Source organism: Labedaea rhizosphaerae (genome assembly GCF_004362825.1).
In the GTDB taxonomy this organism is placed as follows: domain Bacteria; phylum Actinomycetota; class Actinomycetes; order Mycobacteriales; family Pseudonocardiaceae; genus Labedaea; species Labedaea rhizosphaerae.
Map to the genome: position 1 here is coordinate 1233319 of NZ_SNXZ01000002.1, position 15780 is coordinate 1249098.

15 protein-coding genes are annotated in these 15780 nt (G+C 71.7%); 5 read left to right on the forward strand and 10 right to left on the reverse strand.

The genetic code is table 11. From position 1 onward, the window contains the following. Positions 1–2: 2 nt before the first annotated feature. From alaS to EV186_RS14970, 5 genes are all read right to left on the reverse strand, one after another. Positions 3–2657 (reverse strand): alanine--tRNA ligase, encoded by a 2655-nt coding sequence (alaS, locus tag EV186_RS14950; protein ID WP_133849810.1) that lies wholly within the window; start codon positions 2655–2657, stop codon positions 3–5. Between the two features lie 83 nt (positions 2658–2740). Then, positions 2741–3046 (reverse strand): hypothetical protein, encoded by a 306-nt coding sequence (locus EV186_RS14955; protein ID WP_133849811.1) that lies wholly within the window; start codon positions 3044–3046, stop codon positions 2741–2743. Then, complete coding sequence (locus EV186_RS14960; protein ID WP_133849812.1) at positions 3043–3453, reverse strand: DUF948 domain-containing protein; 411 nt, start codon at positions 3451–3453, stop codon at positions 3043–3045. The genes EV186_RS14955 and EV186_RS14960 overlap by 4 nt, the downstream gene beginning before the upstream one ends. A 113-nt stretch (positions 3454–3566) precedes the next feature. Further along, on the reverse strand, positions 3567–4445 hold the full coding sequence (locus tag EV186_RS14965; RefSeq protein ID WP_133849813.1) for an NAD(P)-dependent oxidoreductase: 879 nt from the start codon (positions 4443–4445) through the stop codon (positions 3567–3569). Further along, entirely contained in the window at positions 4442–5761 is a 1320-nt protein-coding gene (locus tag EV186_RS14970) for a replication-associated recombination protein A (protein ID WP_424982818.1), read from the reverse strand. The genes EV186_RS14965 and EV186_RS14970 overlap by 4 nt, the downstream gene beginning before the upstream one ends. A gap of 93 nt (positions 5762–5854) precedes the next feature. Here EV186_RS14970 and EV186_RS14975 point away from each other — a divergent pair, with 93 nt between their 5' ends. Then, positions 5855–6445: a uridine kinase family protein gene (locus tag EV186_RS14975; protein WP_133849815.1), complete on the forward strand. Its 591-nt coding sequence runs from the start codon at positions 5855–5857 to the stop codon at positions 6443–6445. A 31-nt stretch (positions 6446–6476) separates the two neighbouring features. On the opposite strand, the gene EV186_RS14980 is transcribed toward EV186_RS14975, so the two are convergent. From EV186_RS14980 to aspS, 3 genes are all read right to left on the reverse strand, one after another. Further along, positions 6477–7715 (reverse strand): hypothetical protein, encoded by a 1239-nt coding sequence (locus EV186_RS14980; RefSeq protein ID WP_341814853.1) that lies wholly within the window; start codon positions 7713–7715, stop codon positions 6477–6479. 99 nt (positions 7716–7814) lie between these two features. Beyond that, positions 7815–8756 carry a DUF389 domain-containing protein gene (locus tag EV186_RS14985; RefSeq protein ID WP_133849816.1) on the reverse strand — a complete coding sequence of 314 codons (942 nt, stop codon included), beginning with the start codon at positions 8754–8756 and terminating at the stop codon, positions 7815–7817. Position 8757: 1 nt separating this feature from the next. Next, positions 8758–10545, reverse strand: a complete 1788-nt coding sequence (aspS, locus tag EV186_RS14990; protein WP_133849817.1) for an aspartate--tRNA ligase — start codon at positions 10543–10545, stop codon at positions 8758–8760. Between the two features lie 438 nt (positions 10546–10983). Here aspS and EV186_RS14995 point away from each other — a divergent pair, with 438 nt between their 5' ends. After that, positions 10984–11787 carry a hypothetical protein gene (locus EV186_RS14995; RefSeq protein ID WP_243754044.1) on the forward strand — a complete coding sequence of 268 codons (804 nt, stop codon included), beginning with the start codon at positions 10984–10986 and terminating at the stop codon, positions 11785–11787. A 1-nt stretch (position 11788) separates the two neighbouring features. On the opposite strand, the gene EV186_RS15000 is transcribed toward EV186_RS14995, so the two are convergent. Beyond that, positions 11789–12598 carry an SDR family oxidoreductase gene (locus tag EV186_RS15000; RefSeq protein ID WP_133849818.1) on the reverse strand — a complete coding sequence of 270 codons (810 nt, stop codon included), beginning with the start codon at positions 12596–12598 and terminating at the stop codon, positions 11789–11791. An 81-nt stretch (positions 12599–12679) separates the two neighbouring features. Here EV186_RS15000 and EV186_RS15005 point away from each other — a divergent pair, with 81 nt between their 5' ends. Beyond that, entirely contained in the window at positions 12680–13609 is a 930-nt protein-coding gene (locus EV186_RS15005) for an Lrp/AsnC family transcriptional regulator (RefSeq protein ID WP_243754045.1), read from the forward strand. On the opposite strand, the gene EV186_RS15010 is transcribed toward EV186_RS15005, so the two are convergent. Next, on the reverse strand, positions 13606–14691 hold the full coding sequence (locus tag EV186_RS15010; RefSeq protein ID WP_243754046.1) for an Rv2578c family radical SAM protein: 1086 nt from the start codon (positions 14689–14691) through the stop codon (positions 13606–13608). The two genes, EV186_RS15005 and EV186_RS15010, sit on opposite strands and share 4 nt — an antisense overlap. Positions 14692–14749: 58 nt before the next feature. Here EV186_RS15010 and EV186_RS15015 point away from each other — a divergent pair, with 58 nt between their 5' ends. After that, complete coding sequence (locus EV186_RS15015; protein WP_133849820.1) at positions 14750–15235, forward strand: RDD family protein; 486 nt, start codon at positions 14750–14752, stop codon at positions 15233–15235. Between the two features lies 1 nt (position 15236). Next, positions 15237–15779: a TetR/AcrR family transcriptional regulator gene (locus tag EV186_RS15020; protein ID WP_133849821.1), complete on the forward strand. Its 543-nt coding sequence runs from the start codon at positions 15237–15239 to the stop codon at positions 15777–15779. Position 15780: the final 1 nt, after the last annotated feature.

Sequence of the window (15780 nt, forward strand, 5' to 3'; positions counted from 1 at the left end):
GGCTACAGGGCCGCCCGCAGCGAGGCGATGGCCTGCGGCACGCCGGCCGGGTTGCTGCCACCGCCCTGGGCGAGGTCGGGCTTGCCGCCGCCGCGACCGCCGATGGCCTCGGCGAACGAGGGCACCAGCTTGCCGGCGGCGAGGCCGGCGTCGCGGGCGGCCGACGTGGTGGCCACGACGAAGCTGACCTTGCCCTCGGCGGCCGAGAACAGGGCGACGACGCCGGGGCGGGCACCGAGCCGGTTGCGGACCTCACTGGCCAGCTGGCGCAGGTCGTTGCCGCTCACGCCGTCGGGAGCGGCCAGGGCGACCAGGGCCGTGCCGCGCACTTCCTCGGCCTGCTCGGCGAGTGAACCGGCCGAGGACAGCAGCTGGCCGGCCCGCAGCCGCTCCAGCTCCTTCTCGGCGGTGCGCAGCCGGGTCACGGTCTGCTCGATGCGCTCGGGCAGCTCCTCCGGCTTGGCCTTGAACTGCTCGGCGAGCTGGGAGACCAGCACGTGCTCGCGGGCGAGGAACCGGAAGGCGTCCAGGCCGACCAGGGCTTCCACGCGCCGCACGCCGGAGCCGATCGAGGCCTCCGAGAGCAGCTTGACCACGCCGATCTCGCCGGAGCGGTGCACGTGCGTGCCGCCGCAGAGCTCCTTGGAGTAGTCGCCGATGGTGATCACGCGGACCTCGTCGCCGTACTTCTCGCCGAAGAAGGCGATGGCGCCGGACTTGCGGGCCTCGTCGAGGCTGAGGATCTCCGAGCGGACGTCGTAGTCGTTCAGCAGCACGTCGTTGACCTCGTCCTCGACCTCGGCCAGCACCGAGGGCGGCACGGCCCCGGTGGGCGAGGTGAAGTCGAAGCGCAGCCGGCCGGGGGCGTTGAGCGAGCCGGCCTGGGCGGCCTGCGTGCCCAGGGCGCGCCGGACCCCGGCGTGCACGAGGTGAGTAGCTGAATGCGACCGACTCACCGAGCGGCGGCGCGTCGGGTCGACCTTGGCGTGCACCTGGGCGTCCAGGGTGATCTCGCCGGCGGTCACCTTGCCGCGGTGCACGGACAGGCCCGCGACCGGCGTCTGCACGTCGTAGACCTCGACCTCGGCGCCGTCGGCGACGATCGTGCCGGTGTCGGCGAGCTGGCCACCGCCCTCGGCGTAGAACGGGGTGCGGTCGAGGATCAGCTCGACCTCGGTGCCGGTCCCGGCGGCGGGCACGGCGACACCGTCGGCCAGCAGCCCGACGACCCGCGACTCCGTGGTCAGCTCGCTGTAGCCGAGGAAGTTCGTGCTGCCGTGGCTGTCGAGCACAGCGCGGTAGGCCGAGGCGTCGCCGTGGCCGGTCTTGCGGGCGGCGGCGTCGGCCTTGGCGCGCTGGCGCTGCTCGGCCATCAGCCGGCGGAAGCCGTCCTCATCGACCTTCAGGCCCTGCTCGGCCGCCATCTCCAGGGTCAGGTCGATCGGGAAGCCGTAGGTGTCGTGCAGCTGGAAGGCCTTGTCGCCGGGCAGCGTCGAACCGCCGCCGCTCTTCACCTCACCGGCGGCCATGTCGAAGATGCGCGAGCCGCTGACCAGGGTGCTGAGGAAGGCCTCCTCCTCGACCCGGACGACCTGGTCGATGCGGGCGAAGTCGGTGATCAGCTCCGGGTAGGACTCGCCCATCTCGTCGCGCACGACGGCGGCGAACTCGCCGAGCACCGGCTCGTGCACGCCGAGCAGGCGCACCGAGCGGATGATCCGGCGCAGCAAGCGGCGCAGCACGTAACCGCGGGCCTCGTTGCCCGGCGACACGCCGTCACCGATCAGCATCACGCCGCTGCGGGCGTGGTCGGCGATCACGCGGAACCGCACGTCGTCGATCGGGTCGGCGCCGTAGCGGCGGCCGGACATCTCCTCGGCCTTGGTGATCACCGGGCGGACCAGGTCGGTCTCGTAGACGTTCGCGACGTCCTGCAGCAGGTAGGCGACACGCTCGACGCCCATGCCCGTGTCGATGTTCTTCTTCGGCAGCGAGCCGAGGATCGGGAAGTCGGTCTTGCCGCTGCCCGGACCACGCAGGTCCTGCATGAAGACCAGGTTCCAGATCTCCAGGTAGCGGTCCTCGTCGACGACCGGGCCGCCGTCGCGGCCGTGCTCCGGGCCGCGGTCGTAGTAGATCTCCGAGCACGGGCCGCTGGGGCCGGGCACGCCCATCGACCAGTAGTTGTCGATCATGTCGCGGCGCTGGATGCGCTCCTCGGGGATCCCGGTGAGCTTGCGCCACAACTGGAAGGCCTCGTCGTCGTCCTCGTAGACGGTGGCCCAGATGCGGTCGGGGTCGAAGCCGTAGCCGCCCTCGTCCTGGCTGCCGGTGATCAGCTGCCAGGCCAGCTCGATGGCGCCTTCCTTGAAGTAGTCGCCGAAGGAGAAGTTCCCGGCCATCTGGAAGAACGTGTTGTGCCGGGTGGTCTTGCCGACCTCGTCGATGTCGGGCGTGCGCACGCACTTCTGCACGCTCGTGGCGCGGTCGTAGGGCGGCGGCACCTCGCCGAGGAAGTACGGCTTGAACGGCACCATGCCGGCGTTGACGAACAGCAGGTTCGGGTCGTCCACCAGCAGCGGAGCGCTGCGGACGAGGGTGTGCCCGTTGCGTTCGAAGTGGCTCAGGAAGCGGTTGCGGATCTCATGGGTCTGCACGGTCGTGTCCTAGGAGAGGTCGAAGCGGGATCGTGGCGGGTCCGGCGGTCCGGCCTCGTGCCTGCGCCGCGCGCAGGCAGCGGTCAGCCGTCCGCCCGGCGCGCTCGCGCGTCGTGACGGGCGTAGCGGGGCGCCTCGACACGGGCGCGCCGGTACCCGGGCGTGACCCCGGACCGCTGCTCCACCACGTCGGCCAGCTCCTCTTCCCGCTCGCTCATCCCAGCCCGCACGTCGGCGCCGAACGCGCCGATCGCCCCGGCCAGCTCGCTCACCGCGTCGCCCAAGGTCGACGCGATGCCGACGGGGGCGTTGTGCACCGTCTGCTTCGCCTTGCGCGTCAAGGCTACGCCGGCCGCGACGCCGACCCCAAGCCAGAAAAGCCGCCTCACTTCTTGCGTCCCTTGCGCCTGCCCCGCTGGGAGTGCTTGCCCTCGGGGTCGTTCTTCGCCTTGCGCCGTGCCCGGACGGCCTTGCTGACGCCGTAGGACAGCGCCGCGACCTTGACCAGCGGACCGCCGAGCGTCGCGGTGAACACCGAGCTCAGCGCGGACACGTTGCCGGTGACCGCCTGCGCGTTGGCCGTGATGCCGTCCACGCGCTCCAGCTGGGTGTTCACGTGGTTCAACGAGGTGTTCGCGCCCTGGAACAGCGGCTCACTGTTCATGTGGGCCTTGTGGATGGCCACCGTCGCCTCGTCGAGGGTTCGGCCGAGCTTGATCATCGCGACCGCGAAGAACGCCACGGCGATGACGAACGCGACCGCGGCGACCAGGGCGATGATCTCCCCTGTTGACACGAAACCTCCTGCGATGTGGAGCACGACCGATGTGGCCAGGGCCCGATCGATATGGGCGGGCGTCAGGCTACCGCGCGGCCGGTCGCACGGCCTGATGGCCCCGCCGGGGATGATCAGGTGTTGCGGCGCACCCCGGTGTACAGCGCGGCCATGTCGTCCTCGCCGTGCCCGGCTCGCTCGGCGGCCTCGAGGTGGCGCAGAGCGGCCCGGATGCCGGTGAGGTCGTTGTCCTCGCCCGCGGCCTCGAGGACCAGGCGCGCGTCCTTCGCCGCGAGGCTGGCGGTGAAGCTCGCCGGGTACTCGCCCTTCATCATGGCGCCGCCCTTGAGGTGGGCGTAGGGCAGGTCGAGCCCGCCCCCGGAGATCGCGTCGAGGAACTGCGCCGGGTCGACACCCAGCGTGTTCGCGAGCGCGATGCACTCCGCGACGCCGTTGGTCACGGCGAGCACCCAGGAGTTGGCGACCAGCTTGAGCTTGCTCGCCGTGCCCGCCGGACCGAGCCACATCGTGCGCGTGCCGACCGCGTCGAACACGGGCGTGCAGCGGTCCTGCACGTCCTCCGGACCGGACGCGAGGACGACCAGCTTGCCCTGCTCGGCGGGCTGGCGGGTGCCGAGCACGGGGGCGTCGACGAACGGCACGCCGGCGCTGTCGGCCAGCGCGGCCAACTCGTCGGTGGCGGCCACGCCGACCGTGCTCATCTGCAGCCACAACGGCTCGGCGGTCTCGTCGTTCTCCGACGTCATCGCGTCCAGCACGCCGTCGTCCATGACCGACCGCACGGCGGCACCGTCGGACAGCATGGTGAGCACGATGTCGGCGCCGTACGCGGCCTCGGCGGCGTCGTCGGTGACGGTGATGCCGTGTTCGGCGAGCGGGTGCGCCTTGTCCGTGGACCGGTTCCACGCGCGCACGTCGAGCCCGGCCTTGGCCAGGTTCGCCGCCATCGGCGCGCCCATCAGCCCCGTGCCCAGCACCGCCACGGTCGTCATTGGGTTCCTCCCTTGTCCTCGCCCCGGATGACCCGGCGCAGGCGGGGCACACGTTCGGAGAGCGCTCGCTCGCCGCCGCGGCCGGCCGGGTTGTAGTAGTCGCGGCCCACCAGTTCGTCCGGCGGGTACTGCTGTTCGAGCACGCCTTCGGGCACATCGTGCGGGTAGCGGTAGCCCTCGGCGTTGCCGAGCTTCTTCGCGCCCGCGTAGTGGCCGTCGCGCAGGTGCGGTGGCACCGAGCCGGCCAGTCCCGCGCGGACGTCGGCGAGGGCGGCGTCGACGCCCATGATCACCGCGTTGGACTTGGGCGCGGTGGCCAGGTGCACGGTGGCCTGGGCCAGCGCGAGCCGGCCTTCGGGCATGCCGATCAACTGCACGGCGCTGGCGGCGGCGACGGCGGTCTGCAGCGCGGTCGGGTCGGCCATGCCGATGTCCTCGCTGGCGTGCACGACCAGGCGGCGCGCGATGTAGCGCGGGTCCTCCCCCGCCTCGATCATCCGGGCCAGGTAGTGCAGCGCGGCGTCGACGTCCGAGCCGCGGATGGACTTGATGAACGCGCTGATCACGTCGTAGTGCTGGTCGCCCTGGCGGTCGTAGCGGACCGCCGCTTTGTCCACAGTGGACTCGACGGTGGCCAGGTCGATCTCCTCGGCGCCCTTCGACGCCGCCGAATCGGCGGCCGCCTCCAACGCGGTGAGAGCGCGGCGGGCGTCACCACCGGCGAGGCGCACCAGGTGGTCCTCGGCGTCCTTGGCCAGGGTGAGCTTGCCGCCGAGGCCGCGCTCGTCGGTGACCGCGCGCCGCACGAGGGCGCGGACGTCGTCGTCGGTGAGCGGGTGCAGTTGCAGCACAAGGGATCGCGAGAGCAACGGGGACACCACGGAGAAGAACGGGTTCTCGGTCGTGGCGGCGACCAGCAGGACCGTGCGGTCCTCGACCGCGCCGAGCAGCGCGTCCTGCTGGGTGCGGGAGAAGCGGTGCACCTCGTCGATGAACAGGACGGTGGACTCGCCGGAGTGCACGAGCCGGCGCCGCGCCTCCTCGATGACGCCGCGCACCTCCTTCACCCCGGCGGACAGCGCCGACAGCGCGGAGAACCGGCGCCCGATCGCCTGCGACACGAGGGTGGCGAGGGTGGTCTTGCCGGTGCCGGGCGGGCCGTACAGCAGGATCGACGCGGGGGCCGCGCCCTCGACCAGGCGCCGCAGCGGCGAGCCCGGGCCGAGCAGGTGGTCCTGGCCCACGACCTCGTCGAGCGTGCGTGGCCGCATCCGCACCGGCAGCGGCGTGTGCGGGGACGGCCGGTCGCCTGCCACCCGTTCCTCCCTGGCGGTCTGCGCGACCGGTTCGTCGAACAAGCCCTGCTCCACGCGCCTGACGCTACCCGGCATGTGGGATAGTCGTGTTCCGTGGTCGAACAGCCGTTGCTGCGGGATGCGCCGCGCCCAGTCGCGCTCGCGTCGGTCGTGTTGCTCGGGGGTCCGTCGGGATCCGGCAAATCCACGTTGGCCGCGTCCCTACCCGGACCGGTGATCCGCTTGGACGACTTCTACCGCGACGGCGATGATCCAGCGCTGCCGCGTGATGCCGCCGGCGCCGTGGACTGGGAATCTCCGCTTTCGTGGAACCGCGCGCGGGCGTTGGCGGCGGTGGTCGAGCTGGCGACGACCGGGTCCGTGACCGTTCCGCGCTACGAGTTCGCCGCCAACGCCGCCGTGTCGACGTACTCGGTGTCGCTGGACGGCGCGACCTCGTTCGTCGCGGAGGGGTTGTTCGCCGACCAGCTGGTGGCCGGGTGCCGGGAGGCCGGGGTGCTGGCCGATGCCCTCGTGCTCTCGCCCTCGGCGACGCGAACCGCGGTGCGGCGGTTTGCCCGGGATGTGTCCGAGGCGCGCAAGTCGGTGCCGACGCTGGTTCGGCGAGGTCTGCGGTTGTGGCGCGAGCACGCGCAGGTGGTTCGCCGGTGCGAGAGCGCGGGGATGCGCCGCCACAGGCGTTGAATGTCGCCGAGCTAGTCGCGGAAGGCCCGAGCTAGTCACGGAAGGCCGGGTAGAGCGGCAGTTCTTCGGCGCCACCGTCTTTTTCCAGGGCGGCGACGACCGCGCTCGCGTGCACGGCCACCCTGTCCGCGCCGGCCTGGCGGGCGGCGGTGCACAGGTCGCGCCAGCGCTCGGTCAGCACCACGATCCGAGGCGGGCCCGGCACGGCGCCGTCCACCCAGCTGTCTTGCGCGGCCGACAGCGACAGGAACCGCCACGTCGCCAGCCACACCCAGAACAGTTGCGCGTCAAGCAAAGCAGGCAGGAACACCGCATCGTCGTCGATGTCGGGCCACATGGTGCGGACCTCGGCGCGCCAGGCGGCGAGCATCGCTTCGGCCATGCCGCGGGGCAACCGGTTGGCACACCAGCAGGTCGCGAACGGCACACGCAGGCACGCGGCGTCCACCAGAATGGAGCGGATGCAGCCGCCCTCGAAGTCGAGGAAGCGCACGCCCCGGCTGGTCAGCAAGTTGTTGTCAGGACAGGAATCCGACGGGCTGAACGCGCGGTGCCCCGGCGCGGACAGCAACCGGGTGCTCTGCGTCGCGCGCTGCAGCACCGGGTCCGGCGTCGCGACCCCGAGCTTCGCTTCCAGCAGCGCGGGCACCTCGTCCAGGGCGTGCATGCCCTGTTCGGCGAGCGGGTCCTTCTGGACCATGGAGGTGAGACGACGGCCGAGTGCGTCGAAATCGGCCTCGCGGCCGGCGGTGGTGGCGTGCAACTTGCCCAGGGAACGCGCCCATGACAGCAAGGCACGCTCGGCGACCCGCGCGTCCGCGCCACGCAACTTCTCCGCCAGCGTCGGCGCCCGGCCCAGGTCCTCGATCACCAGCAATCGCATCTCGCCGTCGTGGGCGAAGAGTTCCGGGCACATCCGGTCGTCCTCGGCGAGCGCGGTGAAGAGCTGGTAGCTCACGGCCTCGCGGACGAAGCTCGCGCTCGGCTCGGCGACGTAGCGCTTGAGCACCATCGTGCGCGGCAACGCGAAGGGCGTCTCCGCCACCCGCACCCGCAGCACGATCGACCGCTCGCTGCCCCCGAGGTCCTGCGGTTCGGCCAGCGCGATGCGCGACCCGAACCGCTTCGCGAGTAACTTCTCGGCGGCTCGCACCGTGTCGTCTACTGCTTCATCGACGGTCACTACCTCCAGTGCCGCCCCGACTCCCTGCTCACCTCCGCCGCTGCCCTTGCCGGTGTCCGGCGGGTCGGCGGCGATCTCCACAGTCATCTCCTCAGACCCTACTCCCGCTGGGTGACAGCCCGGCCCGCACACCGAGCCAGCGCCGAACCACTCACCGTAGCGGCCGCGATCGATCAAGAACGACGGTCAACCGGGCGACAACGGCCGATTGGCCGCACTGGGCGCCCATGATTTCCTGCGCACCACCAGGACCAGCGCCGCGGCGAACACGATTCCGACGATGTTCACCGCGAGTTGGACCAGCGAGCCGACGCTGCGGCCCCACTCACCCAGCACGGCCGCGACCACCACGTAGCCGGCGGCGGGCACGGTCGTCACCGAGATGAACACGCCGACGAGCACCGCGGAGCGGGCCGAGGTGACGGCCAGCATGCCTGCCGCGCCGGCCAGCAACGCGACGACCAGCGAGAACGGGCCGACCTGGTAGACGAAGTCGACGTTGTCGGCCGCGCTCATGGCGTCGGCACCGATGAGCCCGGTGGCCTTGCCGAGCAGGGCACCACCCGCGGTGATCAGCATCGCCAGCGGGAAGCCGGCGAGCAGCGCGAGCGCGGCCCGCCCGGCCAGGTCGAACCGGCGCAGCACCAACCCGACCGCCAGCGCCGCGAGCGGGCCGAACTCGGGGCCCACGACCATCGCGCCGACCACCGTGATCGGCGAGTCGGTCACCACGCCGACCGCCGCCAGCAGGCAGGCGATGGTCAGGAACGCCAGGAACGTCGTGGTCAGGCGGGAGTCCTCACCGGTGCGGGCGAGCAGTTCGTCCCACACGACGGCGTCGGCGCCGTCGCCGGGGGCGGCTTGCTCGGCCCGGTCGGCCGCGTCGGACAACGCGGTGTCCAGCTCGTCGAGGGTGATGCCGCCGACGTGGTCGAGGTCCAGCGCGCAGAGTGCACCGAGCAACTCGTCCACGGCCTCGCGGGCGACGTCGGCCTCGATGACGTCACCCGCGGGCTCGACCGCGGCGCCACGCAGCACCACGACGTGGGTCGCACCGGGCTGGGCGCGCAGGACGGCCAGCGCGTCCTCGGTCTTCGCCGTGGGGCTCAGCACCCGCAGGCGCAGCACCTCAGCCCTGGTCCTTGGGGGCCGCCGGCTTGGCGTCGACGCCGGCCTCCTTGCGCTGCTGCGCGGTGATCGGCGCGGGCGCGCTGGTCAGCGGGTCGAACCCGCCGCCGGACTTCGGGAACGCGATCACGTCGCGCAGCGAGTCGGCACCGGCGAGCAGCATGACGATGCGGTCCCAGCCGTAGGCGATGCCGCCGTGCGGCGGGGCGCCGTAGGAGAACGCGTCGAGCAGGAAGCCGAACTTCTCCTGCGCTTCCTCCGCCCCGATGCCCATCAGGTCGAACACCCGCTGCTGGACGTCCTTGCGGTGGATACGGATCGACCCACCGCCGATCTCGTTGCCGTTGCAGACCATGTCGTAGGCGTAGGCCAGCGCGTTGGCCGGGTCTTCCTCGAACCGGTCGATCCACTCGGGCGTCGGCGAGGTGAAGGCGTGGTGCACCGCGGTCCAGCGACCGCCGCCGACGGCGACGTCCCCGGCGCTGCGGGCGGCCTCGGCCTCCTCGAAGAGCGGCGCGTCGACGACCCACACGAACGACCAGGCGGACTCGTCGATCAGGCCGCAGCGGCGGCCGATCTCCAGGCGTGCGGCGCCGAGCAGGGCGCGGGCGTCGTTCTTGGTGCCCGCGCCGAAGAACACGCAGTCGCCCGGCTGGGCACCCGCGGCCTTGGCCAGGCCTTCGCGCTCGGACTCGGAGATGTTCTTGGCGACCGGGCCGGACAGCGTGCCGTCCTCGCCGACGACGACGTAGGCGAGGCCCTTGGAGCCGCGCTGCTTCGCCCACTCCTGCCACGCGTCGAACTGGCGGCGGGGCTGGCTCGCGCCGCCGGGCATGACCACGGATCCGACGTAAGGCGCCTGGAACACCCGGAACGGGGTCTCGGCGAAGTACTCGGTGAGGTCGGTCAACTCGAGGTCGAAGCGCAGGTCGGGCTTGTCGGTGCCGTAGCGGGCCATCGCGTCGGCGTAGGTCATCCGCGGCACGGGCAGCGGGATCTCGTAGCCGGCCAGGTCGCGCCACAACGCGCTGATGACCTTCTCGCCGAGCGCGATGACGTCGTCCTGCTCGACGAAGCTCATCTCGATGTCGAGCTGGGTGAACTCCGGCTGGCGGTCGGCGCGGAAGTCCTCGTCGCGGTAGCAGCGGGCGATCTGGTAGTACCGCTCGAGCCCGCCGACCATGAGCAGCTGCTTGAACAGCTGCGGCGACTGCGGCAGCGCGTACCAGGAGCCGGGCTGCAGCCGGGCCGGCACCAGGAAGTCGCGGGCGCCCTCGGGCGTGGACCGGGTCAACGTCGGGGTCTCGACCTCGACGAAGTTCTCCTGGTGCAGCACGTCACGGGCGATGCGGTTGGCCTCGCTGCGCATCCGCATGTTGCGGGCCGGGCCGCTGCGGCGCAGGTCGAGGTAGCGGTGGCGCAGGCGCACGTCCTCGCCGACCGACAGGTGGTCGTCGAGGGGGAACGGCAGCGGCGCGGACTCGCTGAGCACCTCGAGCTCGGTGGCCAGCACCTCGATCGCGCCGGTGGGCAGCTCGGGGTTCTCGTTGCCCTCGGGGCGCTTGGCGATCTCGCCGACGACCTTGATGCAGAACTCGGCACGCAGCCGGTGCGCGCGCTCGGCCATCTCGCCCTCGCGGAACACCACCTGCGCGATGCCCGAGGCATCCCGCAGGTCGATGAAGATGACACCCCCGTGATCGCGCCGGCGGCCGACCCAGCCGCTGAGCGTGACGGTCTGCCCTGCCTGGTCGGCACGCAGCGTGCCGGCCTCATGGGTGCGGATCACGGGTACTGCACTCCTGGGGTGTCAGAGAACGTCTTCCTTGGCTGTTCAGCCAGCAAGAGACTAGTCTCGGCGCCTCGGCCCGGCTGCGGCAGGCCGGTGCTGCACCCAACACCCGTGGCAAAGGTCCGGTGACCCGACGAGTTCGGGCGATCACCGAAGAATTAACGCCACGGCTACCACACGGCCTCTTCACGACGTAGTGTGCTTACCACGGCGTAGGGTGACGCAGGGAGTACACATATGGGTGGCGGTGTAGCCCACGGTCCGGTGACGGAGTTCGAGAGAACCAACGGGAAGTCACGCTCCATTGTCCGTGCTACCCCTCAAGAGGCGGCTGCGCCTCCCTCGGGTGACGCTTTCCCCACGGCGCTGCGCGCCGCGATCCAGGCCAGCGGCCTCTCGCTCGACCGCATCCAGTACCGGCTGCGAGCCCGGGGCGTGTCCATCAGCGTCACGGCCCTGAGCTACTGGCAGTCCGGCCGGCGCCGGCCCGAACGCGCGGAGTCGTTGATCGCGCTCGGCCACCTCGAAGCGGTGCTCGGCGTCCCGACCGGCTCGCTGACCGCTTTGCTCGGCCCGCCGCGACCCCGTGGTCGCGCCCACCGCGAATCGTCCCGCGTGCCGATCGACTCGCTGTGGGACAAGAGCGACGTGGTGGCGATGCTGCTGGAGCAGATCGACGTCACCGGCGACTCGGCGCTGACCAGGATCAGCCAGCACGACAAGCTCTCCATCTGCGCCGACCGCGGCGAGATCTGCACGCAGGTCCGCCAGGTCATGCGGGCCGACGGCGACGGCGTCGACCGCTACGTGATGGTGTTCGACCCCGACCACGCCGACCGCCCGTTCGCCGACCTCTCGGCGATCCAAGGCTGCCGCGTCGGGCGGGTGGCCAAGGACAACGAGACCAAGCTGATGGTCGCGGAACTGCTCTTCGACCACGCGCTGCGCCGCGGCGAGACCGTGATCATGGAGTACGCGCTGCACCACCCGGGCCCGCCCTACTTCCGCGGTGCCGACTACCACTGCCGCAAGTTCACCACCCCGGTGCGGGAATGCGTGGTGGAGCTGCGGTTCGACCCGCGCGCGCTGCCGGTCTACCTGGAGCAGCACACCATCGACACCGACGACGTGGTGACCAACCGCAAGCGGGTGACCATCGCGGAGAACGGCCACGCGCACGCGGTGCTGCTGGACTTCGGCCCCGGCCAGTTCGGCATGCGCTGGGAGTGGCCGGACTAGGTCACCGGAAGTCCGCGACGTGGTCGCGGGCCCACTGCGCGAACGTGCGGGGGCGCTGCCCGGTGACGTTCTCGACCGTCGTGGTCAGGTGCGGTGGCGGCTCGGCGAGCAGTTGTTCCTGGGTGTCGAGCAGAGGGTCGACGAAGGCGTCCGGGAAGTCCGGATCGGCCAGGAGGCGTTGGCGCGCTTGGGTTTTGGTCAGTTCGTGCCAGCGCAACGGGCGCCCCAGCGCCGCACCGATGAGCTCGACCTGCTCGGTCTGGGTCAACGCCTGCGGGCCGGTCAGGCGGTAGATCGCGCCGTCGTGGCCGTCCTCGGTCAGGGCGTGCACGACGACGTCGGCGATGTCGGCCTCGTGCAGCATCGGCATCCGCAAGGCGCCGAACGCGCCGGACACCGTGTCGCCCGCGCGGATCTGGTCGGCCCACCACAAGGCGTTGGCCGCGAAGGTGCTCGGGCGCACGATCGTCCACTCCAGACCGGACGCGCGCACGGCGTCCTCGACCACGGCGTGCGTGCGGCCGACCTCGTTCGCACCGTCCTCGACGGAAACCGAGGACAGCAGGACGATGCGCCGCGCGTGCCGGGCGATCGTCGCCACCACGTCCGGTGCCGTGTCGGCGTTGTCGTGGAACGGCCACATCAGGTAGACCGCGTCCACTCCGGACAGACACGACCCCAGGCTCGCGGGATCGGCCAGGTCGCCGTACTCGCCGAACGCGGGGTTGCGGGACATCGCGCGCACGGGCTCCGGAAGTCGGGCCAGCACGCCGCGGCCGACGTTTCCGCTTGCTCCAGTCACCAAGATCATGCGCCAAGCCTGATCGGCAGCGGCCGGAGACCGCCAGCCGCAGCGTGAAAGCCGGCGGATTCCGCCATAGGGTGCGCAACTGTGGTGGATTCCCTCGACGCGGAGTTGTTGCACGCGCTGCAGCTGGACGGCCGGGCGCCGTTCAGCCGCATCGCCGAAGTGCTGGAGGTGTCGGAGCAGACCGTCGCCCGCCGGTACCGCCGTCTGCGGTCGGCCGGCGTGCTCCGGGTCGTCGGCGGGGTCGACGGCACGCGCCTGGGCTACACGTCCTGGACGCTGCGGATCCACACGACGCCCGACGCCTCGGCCGCGGTCGGCGCCGCGCTGGCCGAGCGCACCGACACGTTCTTCGTGCACCTGCTCTCCGGCGGCACCGAGATCTCCTGCTTCACCCAGACGCCGCTGGACCACGCGCCCCTGCTGGACAAGCTCCCCCGCACCAGCAAGGTGCTCGCCGTGAGCGCGCACTCGCTGCTGCACGGCTTCACCATCCCCGGCGAGTGGGCGGGACTGGCCGCCCTGGCCCCGGAGAAGGCCGACCGGCTGCGGTACGCACCGGAGCCGGCCGACGGCACCGCGACGCCCGACGACCAGGGCCTGCTCGCGGCGCTGGCGGTGGACGGCCGGGCGAGCCACACCCAGCTCGCGACCGCCACCGGCTGGTCGGAGTCGACGGTCCGGCGGCGCCTGGAGAATCTGCGGCGCAGTGGCGCGCTGCGCATCCAGCTGGAGTTCGACCCGAAAGCCCTGGGGTACAAGGCCCAAGCCCGGCTCTGGCTGACCGTGCGGCCCAGCGGCCTCGTCGACGTCGCGCGGACGCTCGCCACGCACCCGGAGGTCTCGTTCGCGGGCGTGACCACCGGTGCGACCAACCTGATGGCCGAGGTCAGCTGCACCGACGACGCCCACTTCTACCGCTACCTCACCGAGCGTGTCGCCCGCCTCGACGCCGTCCAGACCCTGGAGACCGCGCCCGTGCTCCGCACCCTCAAGCGGATCGGCACTGTCTAGAGCAGCGTGAGCTGCTCCTCGTCGATCACGCCGGCCTGCTCGGTCTTCGCGGGCAGGCTGCCCTTCGGCCAGCGGTGACCGCTCTCGCGGCGTTCGCGGTAGTTCAGTTTGTACTTGCGCAGCAGCGGCCCGACCTTGGCGCCCAGCCACGCCCGGTACTGCGGGTCGACGGTGGCGCCGCGCGCGTAGAGCTTGCGGTACACCGGAAGCAGCGACGGGTGCGTGCGCTCCAGCCACTGCAGGAACCACTCCCGCGCGCCCTTGCGCAGGTGCAGCGCGAGCACGGTCGCGCCGGTCGCGCCCGCGTCGGCGACCGCCGCCAGCAACGCGTCCAACTGGTCGGTGCTGTCGGTCAGCCGGGGCAACACCGGCGCGATCATCACCCCGCACGGCAGGCCGGCCTCGCGGATCTTGCGCACCAGGTCGAGGCGGGCCTGCGGGCTGGCCGTGCCCGGCTCGACGCTGTGCTGCAAGTCCCGGTCCAGCAACGCGATCGACACGCCGACGCCCACCTCGACCTGCTGGGCCGCGTCGGCGAGCAACGGCAGATCACGCGCGAGCACCGGGCCCTTGGTCAGGATCGAGAACGGCGTGCCCGACTCGGCCAGCGCCTTGATGATGCCGGGCATCAGCTGGTACCGGCCCTCGACGCGTTGGTACGGGTCGGTGTTGGTGCCCATGGCCACGTGGTCGTGCTGCCACGACGGCGCGCGCAACTGCCGGGCCAGCACCTCGGCCACGTTGACCTTGACCACGATCTCGGAGTCGAAGTCCTTGCCGGAGTCCAGATCGAGGTAGGTGTGGGAGTTGCGAGCGAAACAATAGGTACAGGCGTGGCTGCAACCTCGATACGGGTTCACCGTCCACGCGAACGGCATCGGCGACGAGCCGGGCACCCGGTTCAGCACCGACTTGGCCCGGACCTCGTGGAACACCATCCCGGCGAACTCCGGCGTGCGCACCGTCCGCACCACGCCGGGCAGCCCGGGCAGGGTCTGCTGTCGATCCGCGTCCACGCGTTGCCGTTCCCACCGCACCCCGCCATCGAACGCTTGTTCGACGCGGCTGTCAAATCTCCCCATGCGGGCAACATCGCCAAAGCCGCAGTACAGGGCGTCGCAGTGGGGCATCATGCGAATCATGACCGCCCCGTCGCGCCGGCCGGCGCGGAACCGCACGAACGAGCCAGACGGCAACTTCGCCCTCACGATCGTGCGGCGCGCCGACGTGCGCCGGCTCGCCACGTCGGGGGTGCCCGCCGGCTGGCTGCCCCCGGTGCACGCCACCGAAGGCGACCGGCGCTACCCCTCCCCCCGGCGCCTGCGCCAGGGGTTCGCGTTCACCATCGACCTCGTCCTGCACCTCGGCCTCGGCATCGCGGCCGGCGTGGCGCTGGCCGGCCGGCTGGGCCCGGGGGTGGCGTTGGGCGTCGGCGCGGGCACGTTCCTCGCGCTGTCGATCCTCGACCGGATCGTCCTGCAACGGCTGTGCTCGGCGACCGTCGGCAAGCTCGTCACCGGCGTCTGCCTGATCCGCACCGACACCGGCGGCCCGCCCACCACGAAATCCCTGGTCTCGGCCTGGTTCATGGGTGTGTTCGTCATCGTGGCGAACCTGCTGGGCTGACATGACCGCGACGACGCGACCACGCCGGGCCGATGCCCGCCGCAACCACGACCTGCTGCTCGCCGCGGCCCGCAAGGTGTTCGCCGAGCAGGGGCCGAGCGCGCCGCTGGACGACATCGCCCGCGCCGCGGGGGTGGGCAACGCGACCCTCTACCGGCACTTCCCGAGCCGCCAGGACCTCATCGTCGCGGTCTACGCCGACGAGGCGGACGCGTTGCGGACCCGTGGCGCGGAACTGCTGGCCACCGACCCGGCGGGCGACGCGTTGTTCGGCTGGCTCGCCACGTTCGTCGAACACGTCGCGGGCAAACGGGAACTGGCGCTGACCCGGCCCGGCGACCACGAGACGCTCTTCCACCGCTGGCACGAGGGCATGCACGAGACGGCCGCCGCGCTGGTCGAGCGAGCCAAGCGGGCCGGCGAGCTGCGGCCCGACGTCGCCGAGCGGGACCTGCTCACCATGGCCAACGGCATCGCACTGTCCACAACGGACCCCCAGCGGCGGGCCCGGCTGCTCACGCTGCTGCGCACGGGCGCCTGCTGAC